The sequence below is a fragment of the Paenibacillus helianthi genome (assembly GCF_001909055.1).
GTDB lineage: Bacteria > Bacillota > Bacilli > Paenibacillales > Paenibacillaceae > Paenibacillus_AQ > Paenibacillus_AQ helianthi.
Genome location: NZ_LVWI01000071.1, coordinates 15,478 through 35,432 on the forward strand (window position 1 = coordinate 15,478; position 19,955 = coordinate 35,432).

Annotated in this window: 26 protein-coding genes and 1 tRNA gene; 2 read left to right on the plus strand and 25 right to left on the minus strand. The window is 51.3% G+C overall.

The features are described from left to right. Positions 1-129: 129 nt before the first annotated feature. The 21 genes from A3844_RS25580 to A3844_RS25675 all read right to left on the minus strand — a co-directional run bounded on the left by A3844_RS25580 (position 130) and on the right by A3844_RS25675 (position 16,125). A complete protein-coding gene (locus A3844_RS25580) occupies positions 130-429 on the minus strand; it encodes a hypothetical protein (protein ID WP_074108848.1) in 300 nt (99 codons plus the stop codon). 22 nt (positions 430-451) lie between these two features. After that, positions 452-1,522 (minus strand): hypothetical protein, encoded by a 1,071-nt coding sequence (locus A3844_RS25585; protein ID WP_074108850.1) that lies wholly within the window; start codon positions 1,520-1,522, stop codon positions 452-454. 1,033 nt (positions 1,523-2,555) lie between these two features. Then, positions 2,556-2,846: a phBC6A51 family helix-turn-helix protein gene (locus tag A3844_RS25590; RefSeq protein WP_074108852.1), complete on the minus strand. Its 291-nt coding sequence runs from the start codon at positions 2,844-2,846 to the stop codon at positions 2,556-2,558. Beyond that, positions 2,830-3,285, minus strand: coding sequence for a phBC6A51 family helix-turn-helix protein (locus A3844_RS25595; protein WP_244169854.1), 456 nt, complete (start codon positions 3,283-3,285; stop codon positions 2,830-2,832). Before A3844_RS25595 ends, A3844_RS25590 begins: the two co-directional genes overlap by 17 nt. Before the next feature lie 70 nt (positions 3,286-3,355). Continuing rightward, a complete protein-coding gene (locus A3844_RS25600) occupies positions 3,356-3,850 on the minus strand; it encodes a stalk domain-containing protein (RefSeq protein WP_074108856.1) in 495 nt (164 codons plus the stop codon). A gap of 65 nt (positions 3,851-3,915) precedes the next feature. Beyond that, positions 3,916-5,928: a phage tail protein gene (locus A3844_RS25605; RefSeq protein WP_074108858.1), complete on the minus strand. Its 2,013-nt coding sequence runs from the start codon at positions 5,926-5,928 to the stop codon at positions 3,916-3,918. Continuing rightward, on the minus strand, positions 5,925-9,533 hold the full coding sequence (locus tag A3844_RS25610) for a hypothetical protein (protein ID WP_074108860.1): 3,609 nt from the start codon (positions 9,531-9,533) through the stop codon (positions 5,925-5,927). Before A3844_RS25610 ends, A3844_RS25605 begins: the two co-directional genes overlap by 4 nt. Then, a complete protein-coding gene (locus A3844_RS25615; protein WP_074108862.1) occupies positions 9,530-9,766 on the minus strand; it encodes a hypothetical protein in 237 nt (78 codons plus the stop codon). Before A3844_RS25615 ends, A3844_RS25610 begins: the two co-directional genes overlap by 4 nt. A gap of 34 nt (positions 9,767-9,800) precedes the next feature. Then, positions 9,801-10,334: a hypothetical protein gene (locus A3844_RS25620; protein WP_143192159.1), complete on the minus strand. Its 534-nt coding sequence runs from the start codon at positions 10,332-10,334 to the stop codon at positions 9,801-9,803. Between the two features lie 58 nt (positions 10,335-10,392). Further along, positions 10,393-11,001, minus strand: coding sequence for a hypothetical protein (locus A3844_RS25625; RefSeq protein ID WP_074108866.1), 609 nt, complete (start codon positions 10,999-11,001; stop codon positions 10,393-10,395). Then, positions 10,988-11,434, minus strand: coding sequence for a hypothetical protein (locus A3844_RS25630; RefSeq protein WP_074108868.1), 447 nt, complete (start codon positions 11,432-11,434; stop codon positions 10,988-10,990). Before A3844_RS25630 ends, A3844_RS25625 begins: the two co-directional genes overlap by 14 nt. After that, positions 11,419-11,865 carry a hypothetical protein gene (locus tag A3844_RS25635; protein WP_074108869.1) on the minus strand — a complete coding sequence of 149 codons (447 nt, stop codon included), beginning with the start codon at positions 11,863-11,865 and terminating at the stop codon, positions 11,419-11,421. The genes A3844_RS25630 and A3844_RS25635 overlap by 16 nt, the downstream gene beginning before the upstream one ends. After that, positions 11,865-12,197, minus strand: coding sequence for a cold shock domain-containing protein (locus A3844_RS25640; RefSeq protein ID WP_074108871.1), 333 nt, complete (start codon positions 12,195-12,197; stop codon positions 11,865-11,867). Before A3844_RS25640 ends, A3844_RS25635 begins: the two co-directional genes overlap by 1 nt. A 5-nt stretch (positions 12,198-12,202) precedes the next feature. Next, a complete protein-coding gene (locus A3844_RS25645) occupies positions 12,203-12,394 on the minus strand; it encodes a hypothetical protein (RefSeq protein ID WP_074108873.1) in 192 nt (63 codons plus the stop codon). 12 nt (positions 12,395-12,406) lie between these two features. Beyond that, positions 12,407-12,574, minus strand: coding sequence for a hypothetical protein (locus A3844_RS32885; RefSeq protein ID WP_167374738.1), 168 nt, complete (start codon positions 12,572-12,574; stop codon positions 12,407-12,409). After that, on the minus strand, positions 12,571-12,840 hold the full coding sequence (locus A3844_RS25650; RefSeq protein WP_074108875.1) for a hypothetical protein: 270 nt from the start codon (positions 12,838-12,840) through the stop codon (positions 12,571-12,573). The genes A3844_RS32885 and A3844_RS25650 overlap by 4 nt, the downstream gene beginning before the upstream one ends. Before the next feature lie 15 nt (positions 12,841-12,855). Then, the gene (locus A3844_RS25655) at positions 12,856-13,092 is read right to left on the minus strand and encodes a helix-turn-helix domain-containing protein (protein ID WP_074108877.1); all 237 of its coding nucleotides are present in this window, start codon (positions 13,090-13,092) and stop codon (positions 12,856-12,858) included. 107 nt (positions 13,093-13,199) lie between these two features. Beyond that, positions 13,200-14,600 (minus strand): TOTE conflict system archaeo-eukaryotic primase domain-containing protein, encoded by a 1,401-nt coding sequence (locus A3844_RS25660; protein ID WP_074108879.1) that lies wholly within the window; start codon positions 14,598-14,600, stop codon positions 13,200-13,202. Next, positions 14,593-14,787, minus strand: a complete 195-nt coding sequence (locus A3844_RS25665; protein ID WP_074108881.1) for a hypothetical protein — start codon at positions 14,785-14,787, stop codon at positions 14,593-14,595. Before A3844_RS25665 ends, A3844_RS25660 begins: the two co-directional genes overlap by 8 nt. Positions 14,788-14,915: 128 nt before the next feature. Then, positions 14,916-15,335: a hypothetical protein gene (locus A3844_RS25670; RefSeq protein ID WP_074108882.1), complete on the minus strand. Its 420-nt coding sequence runs from the start codon at positions 15,333-15,335 to the stop codon at positions 14,916-14,918. Positions 15,336-15,858: 523 nt separating this feature from the next. Further along, entirely contained in the window at positions 15,859-16,125 is a 267-nt protein-coding gene (locus A3844_RS25675) for a hypothetical protein (RefSeq protein WP_074108883.1), read from the minus strand. A 443-nt stretch (positions 16,126-16,568) separates the two neighbouring features. Between A3844_RS25675 and A3844_RS25680 the strand changes: the two genes are divergently transcribed. After that, on the plus strand, positions 16,569-16,787 hold the full coding sequence (locus tag A3844_RS25680) for a helix-turn-helix domain-containing protein (RefSeq protein WP_074108885.1): 219 nt from the start codon (positions 16,569-16,571) through the stop codon (positions 16,785-16,787). Between the two features lie 30 nt (positions 16,788-16,817). Then, on the plus strand, positions 16,818-17,267 hold the full coding sequence (locus A3844_RS25685) for a DUF3102 domain-containing protein (RefSeq protein ID WP_074108886.1): 450 nt from the start codon (positions 16,818-16,820) through the stop codon (positions 17,265-17,267). Positions 17,268-17,334: 67 nt separating this feature from the next. On the opposite strand, the gene A3844_RS25690 is transcribed toward A3844_RS25685, so the two are convergent. The 4 genes from A3844_RS25690 to A3844_RS25705 all read right to left on the minus strand — a co-directional run bounded on the left by A3844_RS25690 (position 17,335) and on the right by A3844_RS25705 (position 19,876). Further along, positions 17,335-18,384, minus strand: a complete 1,050-nt coding sequence (locus A3844_RS25690; protein WP_074108888.1) for a tyrosine-type recombinase/integrase — start codon at positions 18,382-18,384, stop codon at positions 17,335-17,337. Between the two features lie 165 nt (positions 18,385-18,549). Then, positions 18,550-18,621, minus strand: a tRNA-Thr gene (locus tag A3844_RS25695). Between the two features lie 132 nt (positions 18,622-18,753). After that, positions 18,754-19,530: a sugar phosphate isomerase/epimerase family protein gene (locus tag A3844_RS25700; RefSeq protein ID WP_074108889.1), complete on the minus strand. Its 777-nt coding sequence runs from the start codon at positions 19,528-19,530 to the stop codon at positions 18,754-18,756. Between the two features lie 37 nt (positions 19,531-19,567). After that, a complete protein-coding gene (locus A3844_RS25705) occupies positions 19,568-19,876 on the minus strand; it encodes an MTH1187 family thiamine-binding protein (protein ID WP_074108890.1) in 309 nt (102 codons plus the stop codon). Positions 19,877-19,955: the final 79 nt, after the last annotated feature.

A 19,955-nucleotide genomic window follows, 5' to 3' on the forward strand; every position in this document is an offset into this window, starting at 1 on the left:
GAAAGCCGCGCCGCCTATTGTTTATCGGGATGCCGGCGAAGGGGCATGAAGCCCCTGCCTGCGCATTGTGTGTGCTTTCTACTACTGTATTGTATGACTCTATGGGGTTCTATGCAACTTTTACTGTCTTTATTGGTAAAACAAATAATGGATGAACCCCGGAGTCACCCACGCATATGGATTAATAATCACCCTGAATATGGAAAGCACGAGCGAAAGAGGTTCACTTATACCTATATCCACTCCGCCCCAGCCGGGTTGAGAAGAAGGTTTGGAATCATCAAGTCCATACTTTTCTATCAGCTTTTCTTGGATGCCGCTGTCTGCAGTTATCGTTCCACTATCCGCCGCATGGGCAGCTCCAGGCTGTAGAAGCATTACGAAGACCACAAGCAGACTTGTAAAAATTAGTATGTATTTACGCCACATATACCGTTTCCCCGTTTCCGTTCTATTTTTTCGAAGGCTTCTCCATTATTGAGATCTCACCTGATGAATAATCCAGAAAATATGCTGTTTGTGATTTTAAGTTGTAGTACAAAAATTTCGTGGCACCATTTTTAGGCCAGTCCTGTTTTTTTAAAAGTATAGCTCCTTCTTGAGAAAACAAGGACCATGTGTGTTCCAGTAAATCCCCTACAAATACTTGACCGTTAATTAATTCTGTTTTCCACCCGGAAATGTCACCATCTTGTTTAAAAACTTCTTTTATAGAAGCAGTTTCCTTTGTAGTGGATTTATTGATTACACGAAATACCTTTTGAGAGTCATTGGCTGAGGGGCGGATTACATTTCCCGGTATTGCCTGATAGGTATAAGAGGATAATGCTGCAAGGTAATTACCGCTAGTTTTAATTAAAAAATCAGAATTAAAGTCCTTGAGTGAAGCTTCATTCTTTGAATAAAGATTGACCATTTTAACGAAATAATCATCCCTCATTATACCTTGCGCATGGTACTTAATGGCCAAATTAGGATACCCCTCAAATTCCCAATCCATTACTGATACACTTTCATATCCCACATCAACGATCTTTGCGTTGTAGCTCACACTTGGTTTAGTCCACGGGTATTGATACAGGCTAAAGGAATTATTAGATTGAACCATTATTCGTTCGTTTGTTGTGCCTGTAGGAGCTACCCATCTGATTTTATCTCCCGCATTTTCAAGAGCGATCTCAGTCTTGCTAATAAGATTTCCGCTAAAAGAGAATACTGTTTTTGAAATTTTATTTCCGTTTCCCTTTTGAAGCAGCACTATTTTTTGAGGATTTTTTATAACCTTTACATCTAGGATCGTATTTGAACCATCCGAAATATTTGTGGTTATCTTTGTCTGTAAATCAACTATATCTGCTTTATTATTAATATAGTCAACCAGTGTTACTACATTTTCACTAACATAGACCACATCCGTACGGTCGTTACTTGGCGGTAACTCAGTGGGACGGGCATAGGACTGATCAGCAGATACCATTAATCCTATAGTCATAGCGAAAATAACAAAAATTCTCTTTACCACAGAGAAATCCTCCTATTTACACAATTTAACATCCTCTTACATGACGCTAAAATAAAGAAAAAGTTGCAGAAAAGTAAATTTTTTCTGCAACACAATTATAAATATAGAACTTTCAATTAATATGTTCTGTACTGCCCATTCTGTCTGTTACGCTAAAAACATTCTTAATGTAAACCACTACACCACCATGGTTCCATATATTCCCTTTCAGATCACTTGTTCCAAGAATCTATAAGAATGGTAGAAGAACATAAAAAAACGCAGCCCCCCGAAATCCCGGAAAACCGCGTCATGATTGAGTTATTAAGGATGCTGGTGAAGGGAATTGAACCCCCGGCCTACGCATTACGAGACCGCTAGACGCTCGTTAGTGTTCCGATAGCTATACGTAGCCTATAACGGACATTCATTCGGTGACCTACGTTTTCTACGAAGTCCTACGTACTCTCCATTATAGCGCAGACTGTCCGCAATTAAAAGTGCGTCATTTACATATATTGGCTCCCTGGGTTAAAAATGCTGCGCGGATTTTGAGTACAGCAGAATGCGGCCCTGACGCAGGGGGCCTTGGGGGTATTTTAGCGCGGTGCAGCGTAATATAATCGTAATGTATACGATATTCATTTCGTGACCAACGCATAGTTACTGCGTAGGCCCTACGTACATGCCGCAAACCCGCGCCACGCCTACGTTTGTTCACTCGTTGCATAAACGTACCTTATACGCTGCATATACATTTCCAGCGGTCGGACTCCGCGATCCTTATAACCGTGCGGATTGGCGCTGTTATCACGTTTATAGCGCTGGCAATTTATGCACAGAGTCCGATTGCGTATATACATACGTTTATGCAGCGCCAGAACGCCGACCCCCTGAAATTTTCGAGGGGCCGTCCGGTCCGAGCCTCGTGCAGAAGAAATCGCCTTTTGTCCAGTAATGGGACGTTAATTGTCCCGGTATAAACGCAGAAAAGGCCGCGCTACCGCAGCGTTTTGCCACGATAACACGGTCGATCTACCTAACGGACTCAATGTTACGCTGTTCCGATCGCGTCGAAATACCACGTCATATCCTGCGCTGTTCTAAGGCGCATACGTTCACGCGATGTTCTTCTCCATTCATTCACGAGCTTAGCGCTCAGCTTACGCAGTTCCCTATCGAAGTCCTTACGCTGTCTCCAACGATGCAACGTCCGGCGTTCAACTCCACACGTCCGCGCTACCTCACTGTAATTCATACGCCCATCCGCAAGCAGCGCGATAGCCCGGTAATGGCGTTCATCCAGCGGAGCAACCGGACGGCCACGCTTACTCTTCCGCGCCATGTTGACGGACCTTCAACGCTTCGATGCGGGCTCTAAGCGCTTCAACGTCGGTAACCTGCGGACTGACATGCGCCTGTACTTCGACTCTATCCGTCAGCATACCGTGAACCTGTAACGCGAGCTTAGCCATTGCTGCGTTCTTCTCGCGGATTGCGATCTCCGGAAGGGCCGCGACTAGTTCCGGCAGCATATCGAGGTTATTGCGAACAATCTGCGCCTTAAGCTCCGCAATGAAGTCCGGGTCTTTCTGCCACGCGTAGATAGTTGAGCGGCTTACATTCGCGGCGACTGCGATTTCGTCAATGGATGGGCGTGCGGCTTTCGGTAACGATAAGTACTGGATGGCCGTGTGCTGACCCGCTGTTAATGATTTCATACTGATTTCCCCTTTACTAGATATGATAAATAAACCTATTAATAGGCAAAACGTACACGACAAATAAGACCGCCCCGAAGGACGGCCGTAATGTGTACGTATAATGACAGGGACAACGTGACCCAAGCGTTTGTTATTCGCCGAGCTGCGCCTTTAGTTGCGTAAGCTCTGTCTGCGCTTCTGTGCGTCTTGTTTTTAAGTCCTCTATATATTTCCTTTTGCCTTCTTGCTGTTCCTGCGTCTCCATTAAGTGAATATTAGCTTCTTCCTTTGCAATCGCCTCGTCTAAAAGCTTGACTCTACTTTCTAGCGCTGTAATTCTTTCCTGGACCTTAGTGGTATCAGTACCCACAACCGGAGTAACCGTCGCGCTCGCTTTATCTTCCAACGTTATTGTCTTCCCTTCTACCGTCAGTTCCGTTCCGGTTGCTTCCGCCAATTTTCGGACGGGAACGTAAGCTGATCCGTTAATAATAACCGCGTCCGCTATCTTCGTCTTATCCGTATACTGCAGTGTGAATAGACCAGTCACCTTTGCACCGATAAGTGGAGATGATGCCGCTGCGAATCCGATCGAGCCTCCTAACAATAGCGCAGCCGCCGCTATTCCGATAATCTTCTTTTTCATCTACGTGCCTCCCAGATATAGTAATTATATTAAGTATATCCAAGAGACACCCGGATGAACAGGGATTATGCGCTCTCTAGCGCCGCTACACGTCCTGCCAAAAGTAACAACGATGTTCCCAGGTTATCCAGACGTAGGTTAACGTAATCTATCTCCGAACCTACCACGATACGATTTCCGGGAGTTACAGAACCGATATAAGCACCGCCGGAGCCTGGTTGCAAGATAATTCTATCGCCCTTTAGAAATAGATCAAGGCCAGCGTCTATCCGCAGATCGTTACCGGATCGTATCTTCAACTGGCTAATTGCTGCCGTAAATTCTACATACGCTTCATAAATGCTCGGATCGACGAACTCAATACGCCGGTCATTAACCGCGCCAGCCAACCCCATAAACAACGTATCACCGATCCGCGCATTTCGCGTAACGTTAATATCCGTTCCCGCGTTAATGCTGCCGCCGTTAATCGTAGCCCCGTTAATCGTACCGGCGTTAATCACGGACGAATACATTTCGCTGTTATCAATCCGCCCGGTTAACTCGATATCCCGCGCGACAATATGCCCGTTCATGTACGCTCGGAACGGCGCACTCTCGAAGGTAGCGTGTCCGGCTGCGATACCGTTCGGATTGATTTGTACGACGTTGTTACCCGATCCGATGAGCATCGATACGAAATTACCGAATTGTCCGATAACCTGTTCCGCAGCTACACCGGCGGCCGTAATCGCTGTCCGTGCGGTTGCTCCTCCGTCGGTTGATACGATAATCCCGTTTGAGGTCAGCGCGACTAGATCGTTAGCGTCCGCCTTACTCTGCAGGATGATTCCGCGCGTATCGTACTTAATCTCCGTCTTACTCGCGTTAACGTCGGTAACCGCAAGCCTGGCGAACTCTTCGAACGCTGCTGCGCGGATACGGCCACCGCTCGTCACATCGTTAATGATCTGCTTCGCGCGGTTCAAATCAGCCGCTATCTGAGCGCCGTCTTTACGCATGACGTTCACAATCGTAATCTGCGCGTGTCGGTCCCGCGAGTACGGATATTCCGTAAGCTCGATAATTCGCGCGGTTACGTGGTCGAGCTCTAAGTCCGGGTCAACGCAGGTTACAGTATCGCCGAGGTCCGGACGCGGTTCGCTCTCGTCGAGCTTGTATAAGTCCGCCTGCTGCAGCGTCATTTCGAGTACCGGCTGCTCCATCTTCGCGAGAGCTGCGCGTGCCTTCGTCAGCAGTTCTGCCGGCTCCGTTATGTTCTGCTCCGTAATCTCGCCGTCCAAATACGGAAGGCCGGTACTCGCCCATACCGGTGCATACTGCGAGATAAGATAGTTCACCGTAAGCAGACCGCCGACGATCGCGCCAGGGTTAGCGGCAAGTAAGCGCGCCTGTTCGTCCGCTGTTAGGATTGACGCCGGTTGACCGATCCACGTCCGGCCGTCCTTCATCGTCGCATATAGCCGGGTAACAAGTGCGGTTCCGTCGTCCTGGTAATCAGAGGATACGATGTTCTTACCAATACGGTACTGTAGCGCGGAGTTAGCATCGCCGATCTTCTTCCGGACATGAATTACGAAGTTATCCGGTTCAATCTCGACGCCGTACAAGTTAACCGTATCGTTCAACGCCTGGAGCGCAGTACCGTTACCCCAATTTTTAACGTCGAACAAGTCAAAAGAATCTTCTATGACAAAAGAAAAGAGGCCATTGCTGGCCCCTGCGATCTTGTCGAGAAGGGTTGAAATAGGTATACCGTACGCTTCGTCAATATAGGACGCGTAAGGCATCCGGATATCTCCGAGCTTAAACATGACGTGTTGGCACGATATCTGCGCGGTTAGCTTGAGGCCGTCCCGGATTCGTTTACGCGAGTTGATGACATAATACTGGCCGCGCTCATCCATTACATGTCCCTTTACTTGAATCTTATCGCGGTAGTCATCAGAGGCCATCGGCACTAGGAACGTAAGCGCGTCCTCTGAATTAATCCGCCGCAGCCGCGTCACTTCATACGCGGATACTAGGTGTCCGACGATCTGCCGGTTCTTATCGTAAACGTTAAAATGTTCCGTCATACGGTCTTACCTCCTGTACTTTGTGTTCGCGAGGCTGCGCGAGTCCGTTCATTATAGAACGTTCCTATATCCGCCTTATCTGTAAGCGTCACCTGGCCCACGCCGAAATCATTATGAATCGTAATCTGCGTAGGAGATGATGGTGCTTTCGCGGCCGCCTGCGGAATTGGGATCGCGTGCCAGAGTGCCGCCTGCTGCTGCGGACTTAACGTAATCCCCGCGAGCGCTCCGATTGGTGACGCGGATACTACGTTATTACTCGGAGCCGCTTTCGCTCCCGTAATCGCGCCCATCTTCGCGTTATACTGCGCGATGAACGTGTCCAGGTCGGTCAGTATCGCGGCATTGGCCGAAGCAGACTCGGAGATACGGAACGCAGAGATGCCGGCCTCTATCGTTTTGATGTCGCCAGAATACGCGTCAAAGGCTGCAGACAATGCGTCATACTGCGCCTCGGCATCCGTTTTCTCCTTCTCGTACGCCGTAAGCTGCGTCTCTTTCTCTTTCTGTAACGCGATCTTTTGCGAATCCAGCTCACGCTTACGTAAGTCTCGATCATGCTCGAGAACCATACGGTCGCGGTCTTTGATCGCTTGCTCACGCTCAGCGATTCCTTCCGGTCCAACTGCCGAAGCAAGCTCAGCTATCCGGGCGTTCTTCTCCGCGAGCGCTGTTCCGTAGTCAACATCCGTATTAAGCTCCTGCTCTTTTGCGAGCAGTTCGTCGATGGCGGCAATCTTCTCGTCCTGCGCAGTAACATACGCCTCTTTGCGCGCCTCGATCGCTTCCAGGTCCGCCTTCTTAGCGGTATCAATGCGGGACTTTTCCTCTTTGACGAGAGCCTCCGCCAGTTTGGACGTATTGTCTATGAGAGTTTTCCGCGCTTGATATAGCTGTTCGTCCGCTTTCTCGTAAAACTCGCTGTCCTTCGAATACTGGCCGCGAAGCTTCGTCCACTCCGCAACTTTGTACGCTGCGATATCTGCCTCTGTCGCGCCTGAGTCTTCCAGCCTGCGTATTTCTTTCTCGATGAGGTCCGTGCGCTTATCGTACGTATCCTTTGTTTCCTTTTCCGTAGCCGAGGCGACATCCTTACGAGCCTGGCGCGCTTGTTCGTCCGCTTTCGTGTACTCTTCGCTGCCGGCCTTGTACCGTTTAAGTACGTTATTCCACATGTAAAGCCGACTGTTCGCCATCTCCCGCTCCGACTTTCCTGCGTCCTCTTGACGCTTCATTTCCTGGTCGATCGCAGTCTCAGCGAAAGCGAAACGTGATTTTACACTGTCTTCGGATAAGCGTTTTAGCTGTAGCGACAGGGTACGCGCGTCATCGACGGACTCTTTGAGGTATGCAGCGTGTTTTTTCTTTAACGCTTCGTACTTCTCGATCTGCTTATCGGCGGTTAGGTTATAGAACTCCGATTGGTACTGAATCGTGGCGAGATCCTGGTCGTACAGCTTTTTGCGCAGCTCCGCAGCGATTTCGGCTGGTGACTTGCCGGCCTTTTCCATCTTTGCCTTTGGAGCCTTCGGAGCATCCGGCGCAATGATATCCTTCGTAAAGTCCTGTGTCCCTGTTTGAACTGAAGCCGCCAGCTTTTCCAGTTCATGCGCTGCGTCTGCGTTCCGTTGTTGATCTTTCAAAAGCGCGTCACGTTTAGCGTCAATCTCCTCGTTAGCCTTGCCTGCAACCATTGCCGTAAGAGCCGTAGCCCCGTTCATAACAATATCGCCTACCATGCCGGAAGATTGACGGCGTGCCTGTTCGGTACGTGCCGCTATATCGTCCGCGAATGAACTCGCTTTTGCGCCAGATACGACCGCTAGTGCGTTGCTTAGCCGCGTCAGATTCTCGATCTGCGACCGTACCGAGTCCGCCATTGCCTGCTTTTCCTTCGCATAGTTACGAATTCGCAGCGCTGCGTGCTCGGCGGACTCATCCGTAAACTTTTTATCAGCATTAATCTGCGCAATGATTACGTCGATATTGTCCGCACGTATCCGGCCGTCTTCGCCCTGCTGCGCATTAAGTGACGGATACTGTTCTATAAGTTTCTCTGTGATGTCGACAAGGCGGTTTTTTTGCGAAGCGTCGAGCTCCTGCGCAGCATTTAGCTTTTTAAACTCGGCAGCATACGCAGACGCTTCCTTAAGTGTTTGCTTACGTGTTGCCAACGCTGCAGCTTCCGCCTTCTCCTGGTCGGTAATGGCGATTGTCCCCGCTTTGACAAACGCATTCATTTCGCCTAGTTTCTCCGTCGCCTGTTCAACGCCGGTATAACCGAGCTTTTCAAGCTTCTCGTCCAGTTCGCCGATTGCTTCGTTAACGTCCATAGTTTCCGAAAACATTTCCGGCATCCATGTACCGTTTTTCTCCGCAGCATTCAGCTCGTTAAGCCGCTCCTGTAGCCGTGCGCGTTCTCCGAGGACCGGATTCAGTTCTTCCGTTTTCGAGCGTAATTCCTCGATATCGGCCTGTGTACGGTCGACTGGCGCTTTGTCCAGAACCGCGTTAAGGTCAGCTTGCGCTTTCGTCAGTGCCTTCGTAGCAGCCTCGGCCTCTGCGTTTGCAGTCGTCAAATAACCGATGCCGCCCGCCAGCGCTCCGACCGCCAGGATAATCCAGCCGACCGGTCCGGCCGATAGTTCTACCGCCTTAAATCCTAGCGATATTAATTTCAGCGCAGGAGGCACGGTCGCTAATAACGTAACAAGACCCAGCACGCCGACCGAAGTCGCGGCCATAGCGCTAACCATCGCTTTGTTCTGAGTAACGAAATCCGCCAGGGCTATAATCGTAGGCGTCAATGTTTCAAGTACCGTTTGGAATAGCGGAGTGAACGCCTGGCCGAATGCAACGGATGCCTCATTAGTCGCCTGCGTGAATCGCGCTTGTGTACCGGTGAACCCTTGCATGGCCTCGTCTGCGTTCCCAACGAAGAATGCACCCTCGTTAATGAATCCGTTATATGCCGCCTGTATTTTCTGTGTGTCAGTTAAGCGCCCGGCTGTTGTACCGATTGAAGCCGCGTATTCCTTCTGCATGATGCTGAGATTCTTAGTGACCCCTACGGCATCCGCGAGTACGGAGTTACCGTTCTTGATTCCGTCTAGCGAGCTTTGTATCGCGCCGCCCATTGTGTAAAAAGATTGCCGGTTGTAGGCCGCTGAGTCCGCGAGTGAGTTGATAAGCTTCGTCGATTGCTCCAGTCCGAGGCCGGTTGACAATGCAGTCTTATACGCCAATGCCGCCTCAGTAAGCGATAGGAAACCGCGAGAGGCCAGCTCCTGTACGGCTGCCTGCGCGTCCTTAGTCTGCACACCGAATCCTTTCGCAACCGCGTTAAGCCCTTGGAACGCGTTAAACAGCTTCGTTGCTGCATCAACAGCCTGGCGCATTTCAGATACGAGCTTACCCAGCGCCGCCCCTGCGCCTATGCCCGCCAGTGCCGACGACATATCCCGCATTCCGTCCGCACCCCGGCGGCTATCCTCTTCGAGCTCGCGTATTCTGCGACGCGCTTCGTCCATTTGCCTGCGGAATTCCGTCATCTCCAGCGTTATTCGTGCCTGTATTTCACCTACGCTCGTACCACCCGTTGTCATTTACACAGCACCTCCGCTAGAATCGGCGTAATCATATCGAGCGCGATTTCTTCCTCGATCGCTTGAATGGCCGGAATGATGCCAATATTTTGCGCTGCGCCCAGGATGCCGCGTAGTGATTCGCGGATAGCCTCCGCCTTCCCTTCGTCCGTTCCGATCGCGTCATTAACCTGCGCAAGTAGGCCGGCTTGCGTCAGGATACCCTCGATATTAATCCGATACAATTCGTCCATGTACGTTCCCCCTTATAAATAAAGAAGCCCCCGATTACTCGGAAGCCTCCGCTTGTGCTTCGTATTCACGTTTTGTGTTAATCCAACGCGCCATTACAGCGGGGCTCGGATTTCGTTGCGCTGCTTCCTTCGCCGCCTCTACGTCCTCGGCCGTTACCTTTACGACTCCCGGCGCTGGCGGCCGTTCTGACGGGTTAGCCTGCTCACGTTTAACCCTGGCGTAAAGTGCCTGGTTATCGAGCGATGAATTAAGCTTAGCAAGCCGCCAGGCGTCCCGTACATCCTTCGGCGTGAGTTCATCGCCGTTCAGCAGCTTCGCGCGCAAGCTCGTTGCCGTTGTGCGCAGGTCCATGTGCGTGGTCTTATCGTCTTCGTACGCTTCGTAGCGATCGCGAAGAATGGCGGCGCGGCTAATATCGTCAGCGTCCCCGGTTTTGGCCGCGTGTGCTTCCGCATCCTTAACGTAATCCTCGTTAGGGCTGCCTACGAATTTAATCGGGGAATCCTCCGTAAACATGGCTGCGATCGTTTCGTCATAATCACTTTTTGCGGCAGCGTAGCGTGCCATCTTCTGCGGGTCGCCCTTGCAGAGCTTTTCCATCTCGCGTAGCTTAGCGTAATTCATATTAAGCACCGCCTTTCAAATCTGCATTGTCCGGTTTATCGCCGACCGCAAGCTTCTGAATATCCTCGGGCTTTATGACATAGCGTGCTGTCTTGCTGAAATAGTCCGGCTTCTGCAGCTTGTAGATATACCGGTTATTCAGTCCGTAGTTAGGATCGAGCGTATAGACAACGCTTTGCCGCTCGTTCTCGACCGCCTGTACAGACGCAGAACACGCGGCATACGCCTTGTAATACTCGTCGCGGGCCTTTTCAAGCGCATCAACCAACGGGTTGAACACTTCCGTACGATATTTCGGCAGATACTCCGTATTCCACGCGAGCATAACCTCGTCAGCCGGCATCTTCGCTTTGACTCCGGCGCTCATCGTAACCGCGAGGTCCTTACGGCGGAAATCTTTCTCGGCGGCTGCGAGTTGATCGCTTAAGCTGTCAAGCTTGGACGTCACATCCGCGCCAGTCTCAAACGAACGAGCCATAGTCGCGGCATATTCTGCCTTGAGCGCCTGAACCTTCTCGAGCGCAGAGTCACGTTCTCGCTGGATGGCTCCTCGCTTACTGGATACCGCGTCCTGCTCCCGTTGGAAATCCTCTATTTTAGTAAATTTCATACTTATCCGCCCTCTCGATTTTGGTTAGTAGTTTTCTAACATAGATTGCTATCCGCGCTCGCCATTTCGGCAACGGAGGAAGCTTCGGCGCTTCTTCGACCGGCTGCGGCACGTACATGTCGCGGAATATGTCCGGATCACTCTCGACGTTCCGGCGGGCGGCTGTGTACGTGTCGCTTGGATGCTTGGCGAATACAGTTATGCCGGGCTCTCCCATGCACGCGCCATATAACGCCCGGTCAGCCGTCCACACGTCAAACGCGTCGATGTGGCGATCTTCCGCGAAGTCACGCATAGCGCAAATACACACACTCGGGTCAGATATCGCGAGTACAAACGGCTGTACGAGGAAGCCATCCGCGCCGTAAATGTCCACGCAGAACAGCGTTATGCTGTCAAACGTCATGTACTCCGCGATTAATAGAGGCGACATGTCACGCTCTCCTTTCGTTCAATAGCATCATTAGCCAGCGCCATCAGTTCGGGTATGCTACGCTCGATGCCGGGCTTGTGCGCCACCTTTACCACGACTCCGCGCGAAAGTGAATAGGCGTTAATAAGCGCCTCCAGCTCGCGATACCTGCGGAAGTGTGGCGTATTAGCCCGGATGATAAGTAACTCCGTAGCCGGATCGACCTCGGCTAGAATATCCGCAGCGATTACCAGGATTGCCTGGCGCGTTGAGTTATTGCGTACTGAGTCGTAGTACAGCGAGCACACGGCGTAAGGTTCATATAGAACACCGCCATCAGGCCGGTACGAGCGTTTCGACAAGCGAGCTCCGGCGGCAATCCGTCCGTCCTGCAGGTTAACAATCGCAAGGTGCGCGTATGTGATCCGGTCGTCCGGAAGGCGGTCCGTCATTAGCCCACCAGCTTAATAAATGTGGCGCATGGGCGACCGTTCTTATCCGTTCCGACTTCGATTTCTACGCGGTCTCCTACGGTCATGTACAGCGTGTCGGAATCGTCAGAAAGCGCGCTTATATGAAAGAAATGATCACGCAGGCCGCGCACCTTAATGAATCCGAAGGCTCTTTCCGGAAAATATGAGCTGATAACGCCCGGAACTAATTGCTGACGAGGAGCTCCGGCTTTCTTCGGTGCGCGCGGGCTTGTTGCGATGGAGGGGCCGACCTGCGAGAGTGATTCTCCGGTTTCCGGACCTCCGTTATGCGTTTTAGATTCAATGAACATTATTTTCATTCCCCTTTAAATTTTATTGGCGTTGCTTGCTTCCAGCATAGCGGAGCTCTGCGGAGTATCCAGCGGTCGGACACGGACTCACCGTAGATAATTTCCCGTCGTTCGCCGGTATCTTCGTTGACTATACGGACTATGCGCTGGTGGTACTCGATCGGCGTAATTGAGAGAACACGAATTCTACCGCTCATAATCATCGCCCCTTATCGTTTGGCTACCTGCGTGTTAAGGTATCGGCAGGGAATCGACTCCTCGCCGCGCATTACCTTACAGCGCTTATCTGTCTTCGTCATTGCGTGTAGCAGCGCGCAGGTACTATCCGGTTTGTAATACGGGCAATATAACCGCGCGTCATCCTGTCGTTCATTCACTGGCGCGCCCACTCCTCCGCGAACATTTCAGCGACGCCCGGCACAGTAGATGAGAAGGTTAGCCGCGTATTCTTAGCAAATTTCTCCGCCCTAGCTGCGCCAATAGACAGCGACTCGGCTGCAGACTGGAACGGATCGCGTAGCAGCTCGACCGGGTATGAACGCGGAAATGACTCGCGCGGCTTAATGGACGCGGCCGAATCGTATACGCTGACGCATTCGTTCACCGTTTCACCTTCGATATTCAATTCATGGACAATGTGCATTTTTTATTTTCCTTTCTACTTGCATTTATTTCGGATAAGAGCGCCTAACTCGCTTATTCTCGTCAGCTTGTCAGCGTCGATATTGAGCGCGTGCTCGATCTCTTTCGCCCTTTGGCCGGGCAGCTTACGGCTTCCTGTCTCACACATCCGTATGAACTGTGCGCTAACTCCGACCAACTCCGCGACGTCATGCGAGGTCAGGCCGAGTAACGTACGGATTTCACGCAGGTTATCACTGTTAACTAGGCTCAATCTACTTCCCTCCCCAAACAAAAATAAGCCGCCAGGTTATGGCCGCTCTTTGTCGTGTACGAAATGCCTATTAATAGGTTTATTTATCTTATCTGAACTACAGGAACTCAAGCAGGAATATCAGTAATGAGCGCTTCAAACTGACGGCGCGGTAACATAGCCCTAAGTTCCGCCGTCTCGTAGAAATAGGTCAGGCACGCCGGCAAGCTCGAACCTTTTACAACCGCATAGACGCTGCCTTCTTCCGTCAGTAGCATACGGTAGACGTTCGGCTTCTTCATAACCGTTCCTCTTCGCCTTTGGTCGCGCTGCAGTATCTCGATAACGCCGACGTCTCTCAGTTTTCCGATGTTCCGGAATGCCGTCTGCTTATCAATGCCGGCCGCTTCCGCCATTTGATCGAACGTCATAAAGAACGTACCGTCGTCGCTGCTCCACCGTTTCGAGTGGATTAACAACGCATAGGCCAGCGCCTTATGATTCTTCTGCGGACAGTTACGGATTATGCCGTTGATTTCGCCATAAGTAACCGATAGGTCACGCTGCTCCATCGTTAGCGTCAGGTTCTTGTCGTACACGTACTCGACGCATTCCCGAAGGTCTCGCGCACAGAACTCGTAATCAGAAGCGTAATACTCCGGATTCTGCCAGGCGAACCATTCGTACATATTCGCGAGCGCATCGTCCTTCTCAACGCCGTTGTGATTGAATAGGCGCGCCAGTAAAAGGAACGACTTGTGCCGCTGACCGGGGCCGGGTAATCCGTTAACGTAGATGTCGGCTGCGCGGGAAAGTGTGTAGCTTTCCGATTGGTCGTACGTGACGAGCTGCTTGTGCCGGCTAATCGCGGTCTCCATTTCGACGGCTGCGCGTGTGTCCTGCGCATACTCGTCGCTGGCGGCTACGGTATCGAGAATAAACGCGTGGTCCATCTTTTCAATCGTAGCGAGATAAGCCGCTGATTCTTCCGGACTCATAACGCGCAGCCCTTCCTCAACGCGGCAAAATCCGCAATAGTTACCGGTCTTTTGATGTACACCGAGAGGCAGCTTAACGCCTTGTTGTCCGGACGGCCGGAACTCAACCTCGCCGCCCTTAACCGCGCTGATATCCGCAATTGAAAGCGTCAGGTCGAACAGCTTGCGGGTTACTTCGATAGACAGCGCCTTGTCGAAAAACACGTCAACGTGATAACCCTTGTTCCCGCTAAATGAGATCACGTATTTATGTACGCCGAGGGAATCGAGTGCGGCCGTCAGCTTATACGTAACCCATTTCGCAGTTCCCAGGTCGGGGAAGTCTACGTCAAACGTCAAGAACTTCGTCAGGTAACGCCCGGCGAATGTGCCTACCGTCGTCTTGCCGTCAACGTGATTCGTCAGGTGGAAGCGTCGCAGCGGTTTATCCCGTTCGGTGAAGGTCGCGTAATGACCGCCCCGAAACTGTAGGAGGTAGTGCGTATTTTGAATAATGTAGAGTTCAAATAGACGATCGACAGTTTTAGCCATTACTCGCCGCCTCTCCGAGATTGAGTTTGTAGTACAGATTGCGCCCATCACTAATCAGACGCAGAACGCCGGATACCTGCATGTCAGCAGCGCACCGTCTCATTTCATTAACGGAAAGCCCGGTCATGTACGCAAGCTGCTCGTAAGTAACGGGCGTATAGCCTTTAGGGATTCGAGTAGACCGCATTCTCATCGCTCCTTTTGATTAGGTTGTTTTCACGCAACTGAACGTGTAAATAAAATAAGCCCTCACACCGCCAGGCAGACGGTACGAAGACATCTCTCTCACTTATGTATTATGTCGCCAGCTAAAATTCAGTAATCTACGCGGCGTATCGGCTTCTTTTTCCCGCCTATATTACGCTTCCGTTCCCTTGCTGCGTACATCTGCGCCAGCTTGTCCGGATCGTACGGTTTCTCGCGGTTCCATAACCTCCGCAGAAGCGCTTCCGTATCGTGCCGGCGTGGCTTCTTCGGCTTTCCTTCGTCTGCTTTCGCGCGCTGGTCCGCCTTCTGCTCCGTCTTCCGTACGGTCTTACAAGAGGGTCCGCAGACCTTCGCGTTGCCAGGACGTGTCTTATCGCGGAAGTAGTAGTTACACGTCGCGCAGCGCTTTACCTTCGCGTCGTCCGGCGGTGTTCGCATCATGTGCCGATAAAGGTCACGTACCTCTTCCAGCGTCATGCCTTCCGTGATCTCACGCATAAATTCGACTGCACCTTCGCCTGGGTCCATTAGACGCGCCTCCTTTCTGGATAAAAATAACCCAACATACTGCGTATGTAAACATTTTCTTTTTATGAAATAAATGAAACGTATGTTCGTGATTCACGTATATAACGGTATAAAGCAAAACGGACAGCCCCCGCCCGATAAAAGGAGCCGTCCATAAGTGTTCCGTAAGAATTTGGCGCTTCCTACGTTGTTACCCGAAGAGTAGCGGTCCATATTGGCGTATGGCACTTCGGTAAAGCGACCCGCGAGGCAATCCCTCCGTCTGTAACCGGTAGGCGCGGAAAGGGGTGTCGGTTGAACCTACACCCTACGGCCGTCAACGTTAGCGCGAAGACGGTCCGGTAGTACCCTCATTTAAAATGATATTAATCGTCTTCTCCGGCGTTCGCGCGCCATCATCGAAGGTGAACGGTACGACGTCGTACGTTATCCAAGCCGTACACCTTGCGGCCGTAAGCGGATTTCAGCCCAGCCATTATTAACCTCGCGGACGTACAGTCTGCGTCGTTCTTTACGGGCGAGTTTACGCGCATACTTCATGTGCGGCGACCTCCGTTTCTACGCGGACGATAAAGCCGAGTTCATGCGCCTGGTTAGCGGTAATTTCAATAACATTAGCGACGGACCTACGATCAATGGAAGGCAATGCGCGGAAAAATGCGCCAGGAAGGACGACAATTTGCTGGCGGCGGAATTTACTATTTGCGTGGAAAGTTGAATCGAGTTTTGTGACGATGAAGTTGCCGGTTCTACAGTCGCGTGCGTATCCAATTTCAATCTTTTGTGCCATGAATGACCTCCGCGTTTTAAGCCCGACGGCTATTATATGATTGCAATGCGGATTCCCGCGACCGGGCGTTCCCGGTTTCGTGCGCCCCGCAGCGCTACTCGTCAGGCGGTTACAAGAACAGCTCGCGGAATAGAATCGCGGAGATAGTTACGACCGCCTTAACGGTAGGCCATAGCGCAGCCTTTAACATTGCGCGGCGATTACGAGGTGCAACGTGAACACCTGCGCGGGATGGCGAAGGGGAAACTTCAACGGTAATTAATGAGATCAGATTAGGCATTGCGGAAATCCTCCTTTATAATGGTGAAACCTTATGGTACAATCGGCGTATAACTATTTGACAAGATATCATGTAAACTAGATTACTTGTTAACTTGATTTCATCTTAACGCCTCATCGTAATGTTGTCAACTAGTTTACGCTAATTTATTGGAGGAATTTCTGTGATTAGATTTTCGTTGGATAAGCTTATGAAAGCGCGGGGCTTTGAGCAGAAGGATATTGTAGAAATCTCCGGAATTAATCGAAATACGATTAAGGCGCTCGCTAATAACGCTAACAATCGAATTGACTTTCCGACACTAGACAAGCTGTGCCGTGCATTGGGTGTACTTCCTGGAGATTTGATCGAATACATAGATGAAGGGAACCGCGCCGAATAGGTAGCGGTCTTTTTATCCTCCGATCTCCCCATGCTAACCGCTGAAATCCACGCATACAAACGAGTGGCCGGCGAAGCAATATTCGAGATCGGGCGGAGGTTAAAGCACGTAAAGGAGAACGACTTGGTTCACGGTCAGTTTGGCGCTTGGGCGCGTGACTCTTTCGGGTTCCACGCAACCACGTCAAGCAGACTTATTGCAGCGTACGAGCAGTTCGGAGAATTTAGCGACGTCGCTAAATTTGAGTCCGGTAAGATTTTCGAAATGCTTACGCTTCCTGCCGAAATCGATCGCGCAGAATTCGTATCCTCCCCGCACACGGTCCCGTCAACTGGCGCAGCGAAGCGGCCCGACGAAATGACCGTACGTGAGCTGCGCGAGGTCAAGGCGGCGATTCCCCGTCAAATTAGCGCCTTACGCCCGTACCCTTACGCTTACCCTCGGACTGCCCTAGCGCGGCTAATTCACGGCTGTACGTAGGCAAAACGTGCGATATATGCACAAAAATAGCGCCCGATCCCCGTTAATCCGGAGGCCGGGCGCTTCTTTATTTCTTCCTCTTTATTGCCATACGTGATAGTGGCGAATACTGCGCATGATTGTCCCTTATCGCACCTTCGTTCGGCTTCACATATCCTTGCGTTGTCTTGATATCGGCATGTGCAACAATCCTCTGTAACGTAAACAGATCACCGCCGTTAACAAGGTAACTTGTACAGAAGTAATCGCGGAAACGGTGCGGAGATACGCGCGTTTCTTTCGTATCAATACCTGCGATCTCCGCGTAATGTCTTAGTCGCTTCCGGAAGCTACCCGCACTTAGAGGTTCTCCATAAATTGATATGAAGAAATACTCAGTATCTATATGCGCACGATTCTCCTCCAGGAGCTTTATTAGCTCCCGTAAGACTGCCGGCGACAGCGGTATGATACGAGGCTTGCGGTTCTTGTTCAGCGCCGCAGGAAGTCGTATACAGCGCGAGGGAATATCCAAATACGATGCCTCAAGCTGCAGCGCCTCATTAATTCTCAATCCGGAGTCCGCGAGGAGCATCATTAACGTGTGATCGCGATAGCCAGCGTAGGTACTCGTATCGACCGCGTTTAGGAGGGCAGATAGTTGCTCATCGCTGATTACGGACTTATCCTCGGTATCCTTACGCGGAGCCTTTATCTTATTAGTTGGGGCGGTACTGACTATCTGCTCGTCTTCCCAAAATTTACTCATCGTCTGCAATGCCCTCAGTCGGGACGCAACGGTTACCGGGGAAAGTTTGCTCCCGTCCTGTTTCCGATGCTCCACACCTTCATAGCGTGTGCGGTCATACGACATGTACTCAACATAAGCGCGGATAATGGCGGTGGTTACCTGTCTAACCTCGGTAATATTCGGATGTGCCAGCGTTAACCAATCTCGAAAGTACCTCCAGTAGCTGCGGTAATCACTTAATGTACGATCGCGCACACCCTCCGTCCGTTTAGCGCTGTAGAACAGGTCGAATGCTATGTCTAGTGACGTCGATTCCGGCCCCTCAACATGGCGGCTGTTGCGGTTTTTAATTAGCGCTGTCTTCCCTTTCTGTTGTGCGTCTTCCATAACGTAAACAACCTCCCACATTTTACCGTAGGAGGCTCCGTATTTACCGTAAATCACCGCTCACGCACTGCCGAATTGTCGTCCGGAATGCGTAGCCCTAACGATTGCCTATCCGTCACATTCAACGCTGACAAACGTTGATATAACGGGATTTTTAAGCGAGGATGCTGGTGAAGGGAATTGAACCCCCGGCCTACGCATTACGAGTGCGTTGCTCTACCCCTGAGCTACACCAGCTTAAAGCTTTTTTTCTGTCAAACAAAATACATTATACCCCGTCTGGGGAAAAACGCAACCCATTCTTTCACAGTGCGGCGCCCGTGATTTCTACAGGCCCCGCGCTGCGGAGGGAAATCGAGTCCCTCAAAGTTATCCCAGCATTCCCCGTCTGCGGAAGTAATCCAGCGCCAGCCTTGCGCTCTCCAGAGAGGACGAAGCAAAGACCTCCTGCTCCACAATATAGTGCCGAATACCGGCGTCATCCGCAGCCTTGAAGACACTCTCGAAGTCCACCTGGCCCTTTCCAAGATCGGTTTCTTCATGGCCCGCGCCAAAATCCTTGATATGGACCAGCGGAACGCGCCCGGCGTAACGGGATACATATTCTGCCGGTACGGCACCGCCTACATGCACCCAACCCAAATCAAACTCAGCCACCATATCTCCAGCCGGAATCCGCTCCAGCCAGATGTCGATCACAGCCTGCCCGTTGACCTGCTTGAACTCAAAGTCATGGTTATGATAGCCGTACTTCAGACCCGCCGCCCGCACAAGTTCAGAGGCCTTTTCAAAGAAGGGCACCAGTGCAAGCACATCGTCCAGTGCCGGATGCTGCGGAAGCGGTGCCGAAGGCGTGATGATATACTCCAGCCCCACCTCCCGGGCATATTCAATCTCTCTGGATAACGCCGATTGCATCTTCTCCAGGCTGCTGAAATCCAGTCCGACATGTGCCGAAGGAGCCGCCAGCCCCAGCTCATCCAGCGTTCTGCGCAGTTCGGTAGCCGATACGCCGAAATAACCGGCAAATTCCACCGACTTGTATCCAATCTCCGCCACATTGCGCAGTGTGCCCAGAAAATCCTTTTCGGCCATATCCCGTAGTGTATACAACTGTATCCCGACCTGCTGATTCATTGCCGCCATAGAGGACACGCTCCTTGTATGCTGTAATTATTCAGAACTATTCCGCCTGCAGCTTGCGCTCCACCGATTCCAGCTTGCTGCGGCTTGTGGAGGGCTTGTCGCGCCGGTCATCAATCTTGAGTGAGGTGGACACCCTTTGCGCTCCGGCAGTAAAAGGGGACTCGTGCAATGCTTCGACGGCCGCCAGAATCCGCGCCAGCGGTCCCTCGATAATTGTGCCCATGGATGTCAGCTCGTAAGTTATACCTGCCACTGTCTCCAGCACGCGCTGCATATCCGCAACATAGCTGCTGAGGCTGGTGCTGCTTGTTCCGATCGGAATTACGGTTACTTCGCCAATAGCCATTCGAAACCCCTCCTACTATAAAATATAAAAAAATCCGTTATATAAGTCTCCAGTCCCCTTTAGTGTAGCAACTCCCGCC

What these genes read in the sequence shown, in the direction of transcription:
- A3844_RS25665 (WP_074108881.1), bottom strand. Translation starts at nt 14,787, where the DNA reads ATGCGGTCTACTCGAATCCCTAAAGGCTATACGCCCGTTACTTACGAG.
- A3844_RS25675 (WP_074108883.1), bottom strand. Translation starts at nt 16,125, where the DNA reads ATGGCACAAAAGATTGAAATTGGATACGCACGCGACTGTAGAACCGGC.
- A3844_RS25600 (WP_074108856.1), bottom strand. Translation starts at nt 3,850, where the DNA reads ATGAAAAAGAAGATTATCGGAATAGCGGCGGCTGCGCTATTGTTAGGA.
- A3844_RS25620 (WP_143192159.1), bottom strand. Translation starts at nt 10,334, where the DNA reads ATGGCACGCTACGCTGCCGCAAAAAGTGATTATGACGAAACGATCGCA.
- A3844_RS25635 (WP_074108869.1), bottom strand. Translation starts at nt 11,865, where the DNA reads ATGACGGACCGCCTTCCGGACGACCGGATCACATACGCGCACCTTGCG.
- A3844_RS25580 (WP_074108848.1), bottom strand. Translation starts at nt 429, where the DNA reads ATGTGGCGTAAATACATACTAATTTTTACAAGTCTGCTTGTGGTCTTC.
- A3844_RS25590 (WP_074108852.1), bottom strand. Translation starts at nt 2,846, where the DNA reads ATGGCGCGGAAGAGTAAGCGTGGCCGTCCGGTTGCTCCGCTGGATGAA.
- A3844_RS25700 (WP_074108889.1), bottom strand. Translation starts at nt 19,530, where the DNA reads ATGGCGGCAATGAATCAGCAGGTCGGGATACAGTTGTATACACTACGG.
- A3844_RS25640 (WP_074108871.1), bottom strand. Translation starts at nt 12,197, where the DNA reads ATGTTCATTGAATCTAAAACGCATAACGGAGGTCCGGAAACCGGAGAA.
- A3844_RS25670 (WP_074108882.1), bottom strand. Translation starts at nt 15,335, where the DNA reads ATGGACCCAGGCGAAGGTGCAGTCGAATTTATGCGTGAGATCACGGAA.
- A3844_RS25650 (WP_074108875.1), bottom strand. Translation starts at nt 12,840, where the DNA reads ATGCACATTGTCCATGAATTGAATATCGAAGGTGAAACGGTGAACGAA.
- A3844_RS25605 (WP_074108858.1), bottom strand. Translation starts at nt 5,928, where the DNA reads ATGACGGAACATTTTAACGTTTACGATAAGAACCGGCAGATCGTCGGA.
- A3844_RS25660 (WP_074108879.1), bottom strand. Translation starts at nt 14,600, where the DNA reads ATGGCTAAAACTGTCGATCGTCTATTTGAACTCTACATTATTCAAAAT.
- A3844_RS25705 (WP_074108890.1), bottom strand. Translation starts at nt 19,876, where the DNA reads ATGGCTATTGGCGAAGTAACCGTAATTCCGATCGGAACAAGCAGCACC.
- A3844_RS25690 (WP_074108888.1), bottom strand. Translation starts at nt 18,384, where the DNA reads ATGGAAGACGCACAACAGAAAGGGAAGACAGCGCTAATTAAAAACCGC.
- A3844_RS25685 (WP_074108886.1), top strand. Translation starts at nt 16,818, where the DNA reads ATGCTAACCGCTGAAATCCACGCATACAAACGAGTGGCCGGCGAAGCA.
- A3844_RS25615 (WP_074108862.1), bottom strand. Translation starts at nt 9,766, where the DNA reads ATGGACGAATTGTATCGGATTAATATCGAGGGTATCCTGACGCAAGCC.
- A3844_RS25610 (WP_074108860.1), bottom strand. Translation starts at nt 9,533, where the DNA reads ATGACAACGGGTGGTACGAGCGTAGGTGAAATACAGGCACGAATAACG.
- A3844_RS25625 (WP_074108866.1), bottom strand. Translation starts at nt 11,001, where the DNA reads ATGAAATTTACTAAAATAGAGGATTTCCAACGGGAGCAGGACGCGGTA.
- A3844_RS25645 (WP_074108873.1), bottom strand. Translation starts at nt 12,394, where the DNA reads ATGAGCGGTAGAATTCGTGTTCTCTCAATTACGCCGATCGAGTACCAC.
- A3844_RS25630 (WP_074108868.1), bottom strand. Translation starts at nt 11,434, where the DNA reads ATGTCGCCTCTATTAATCGCGGAGTACATGACGTTTGACAGCATAACG.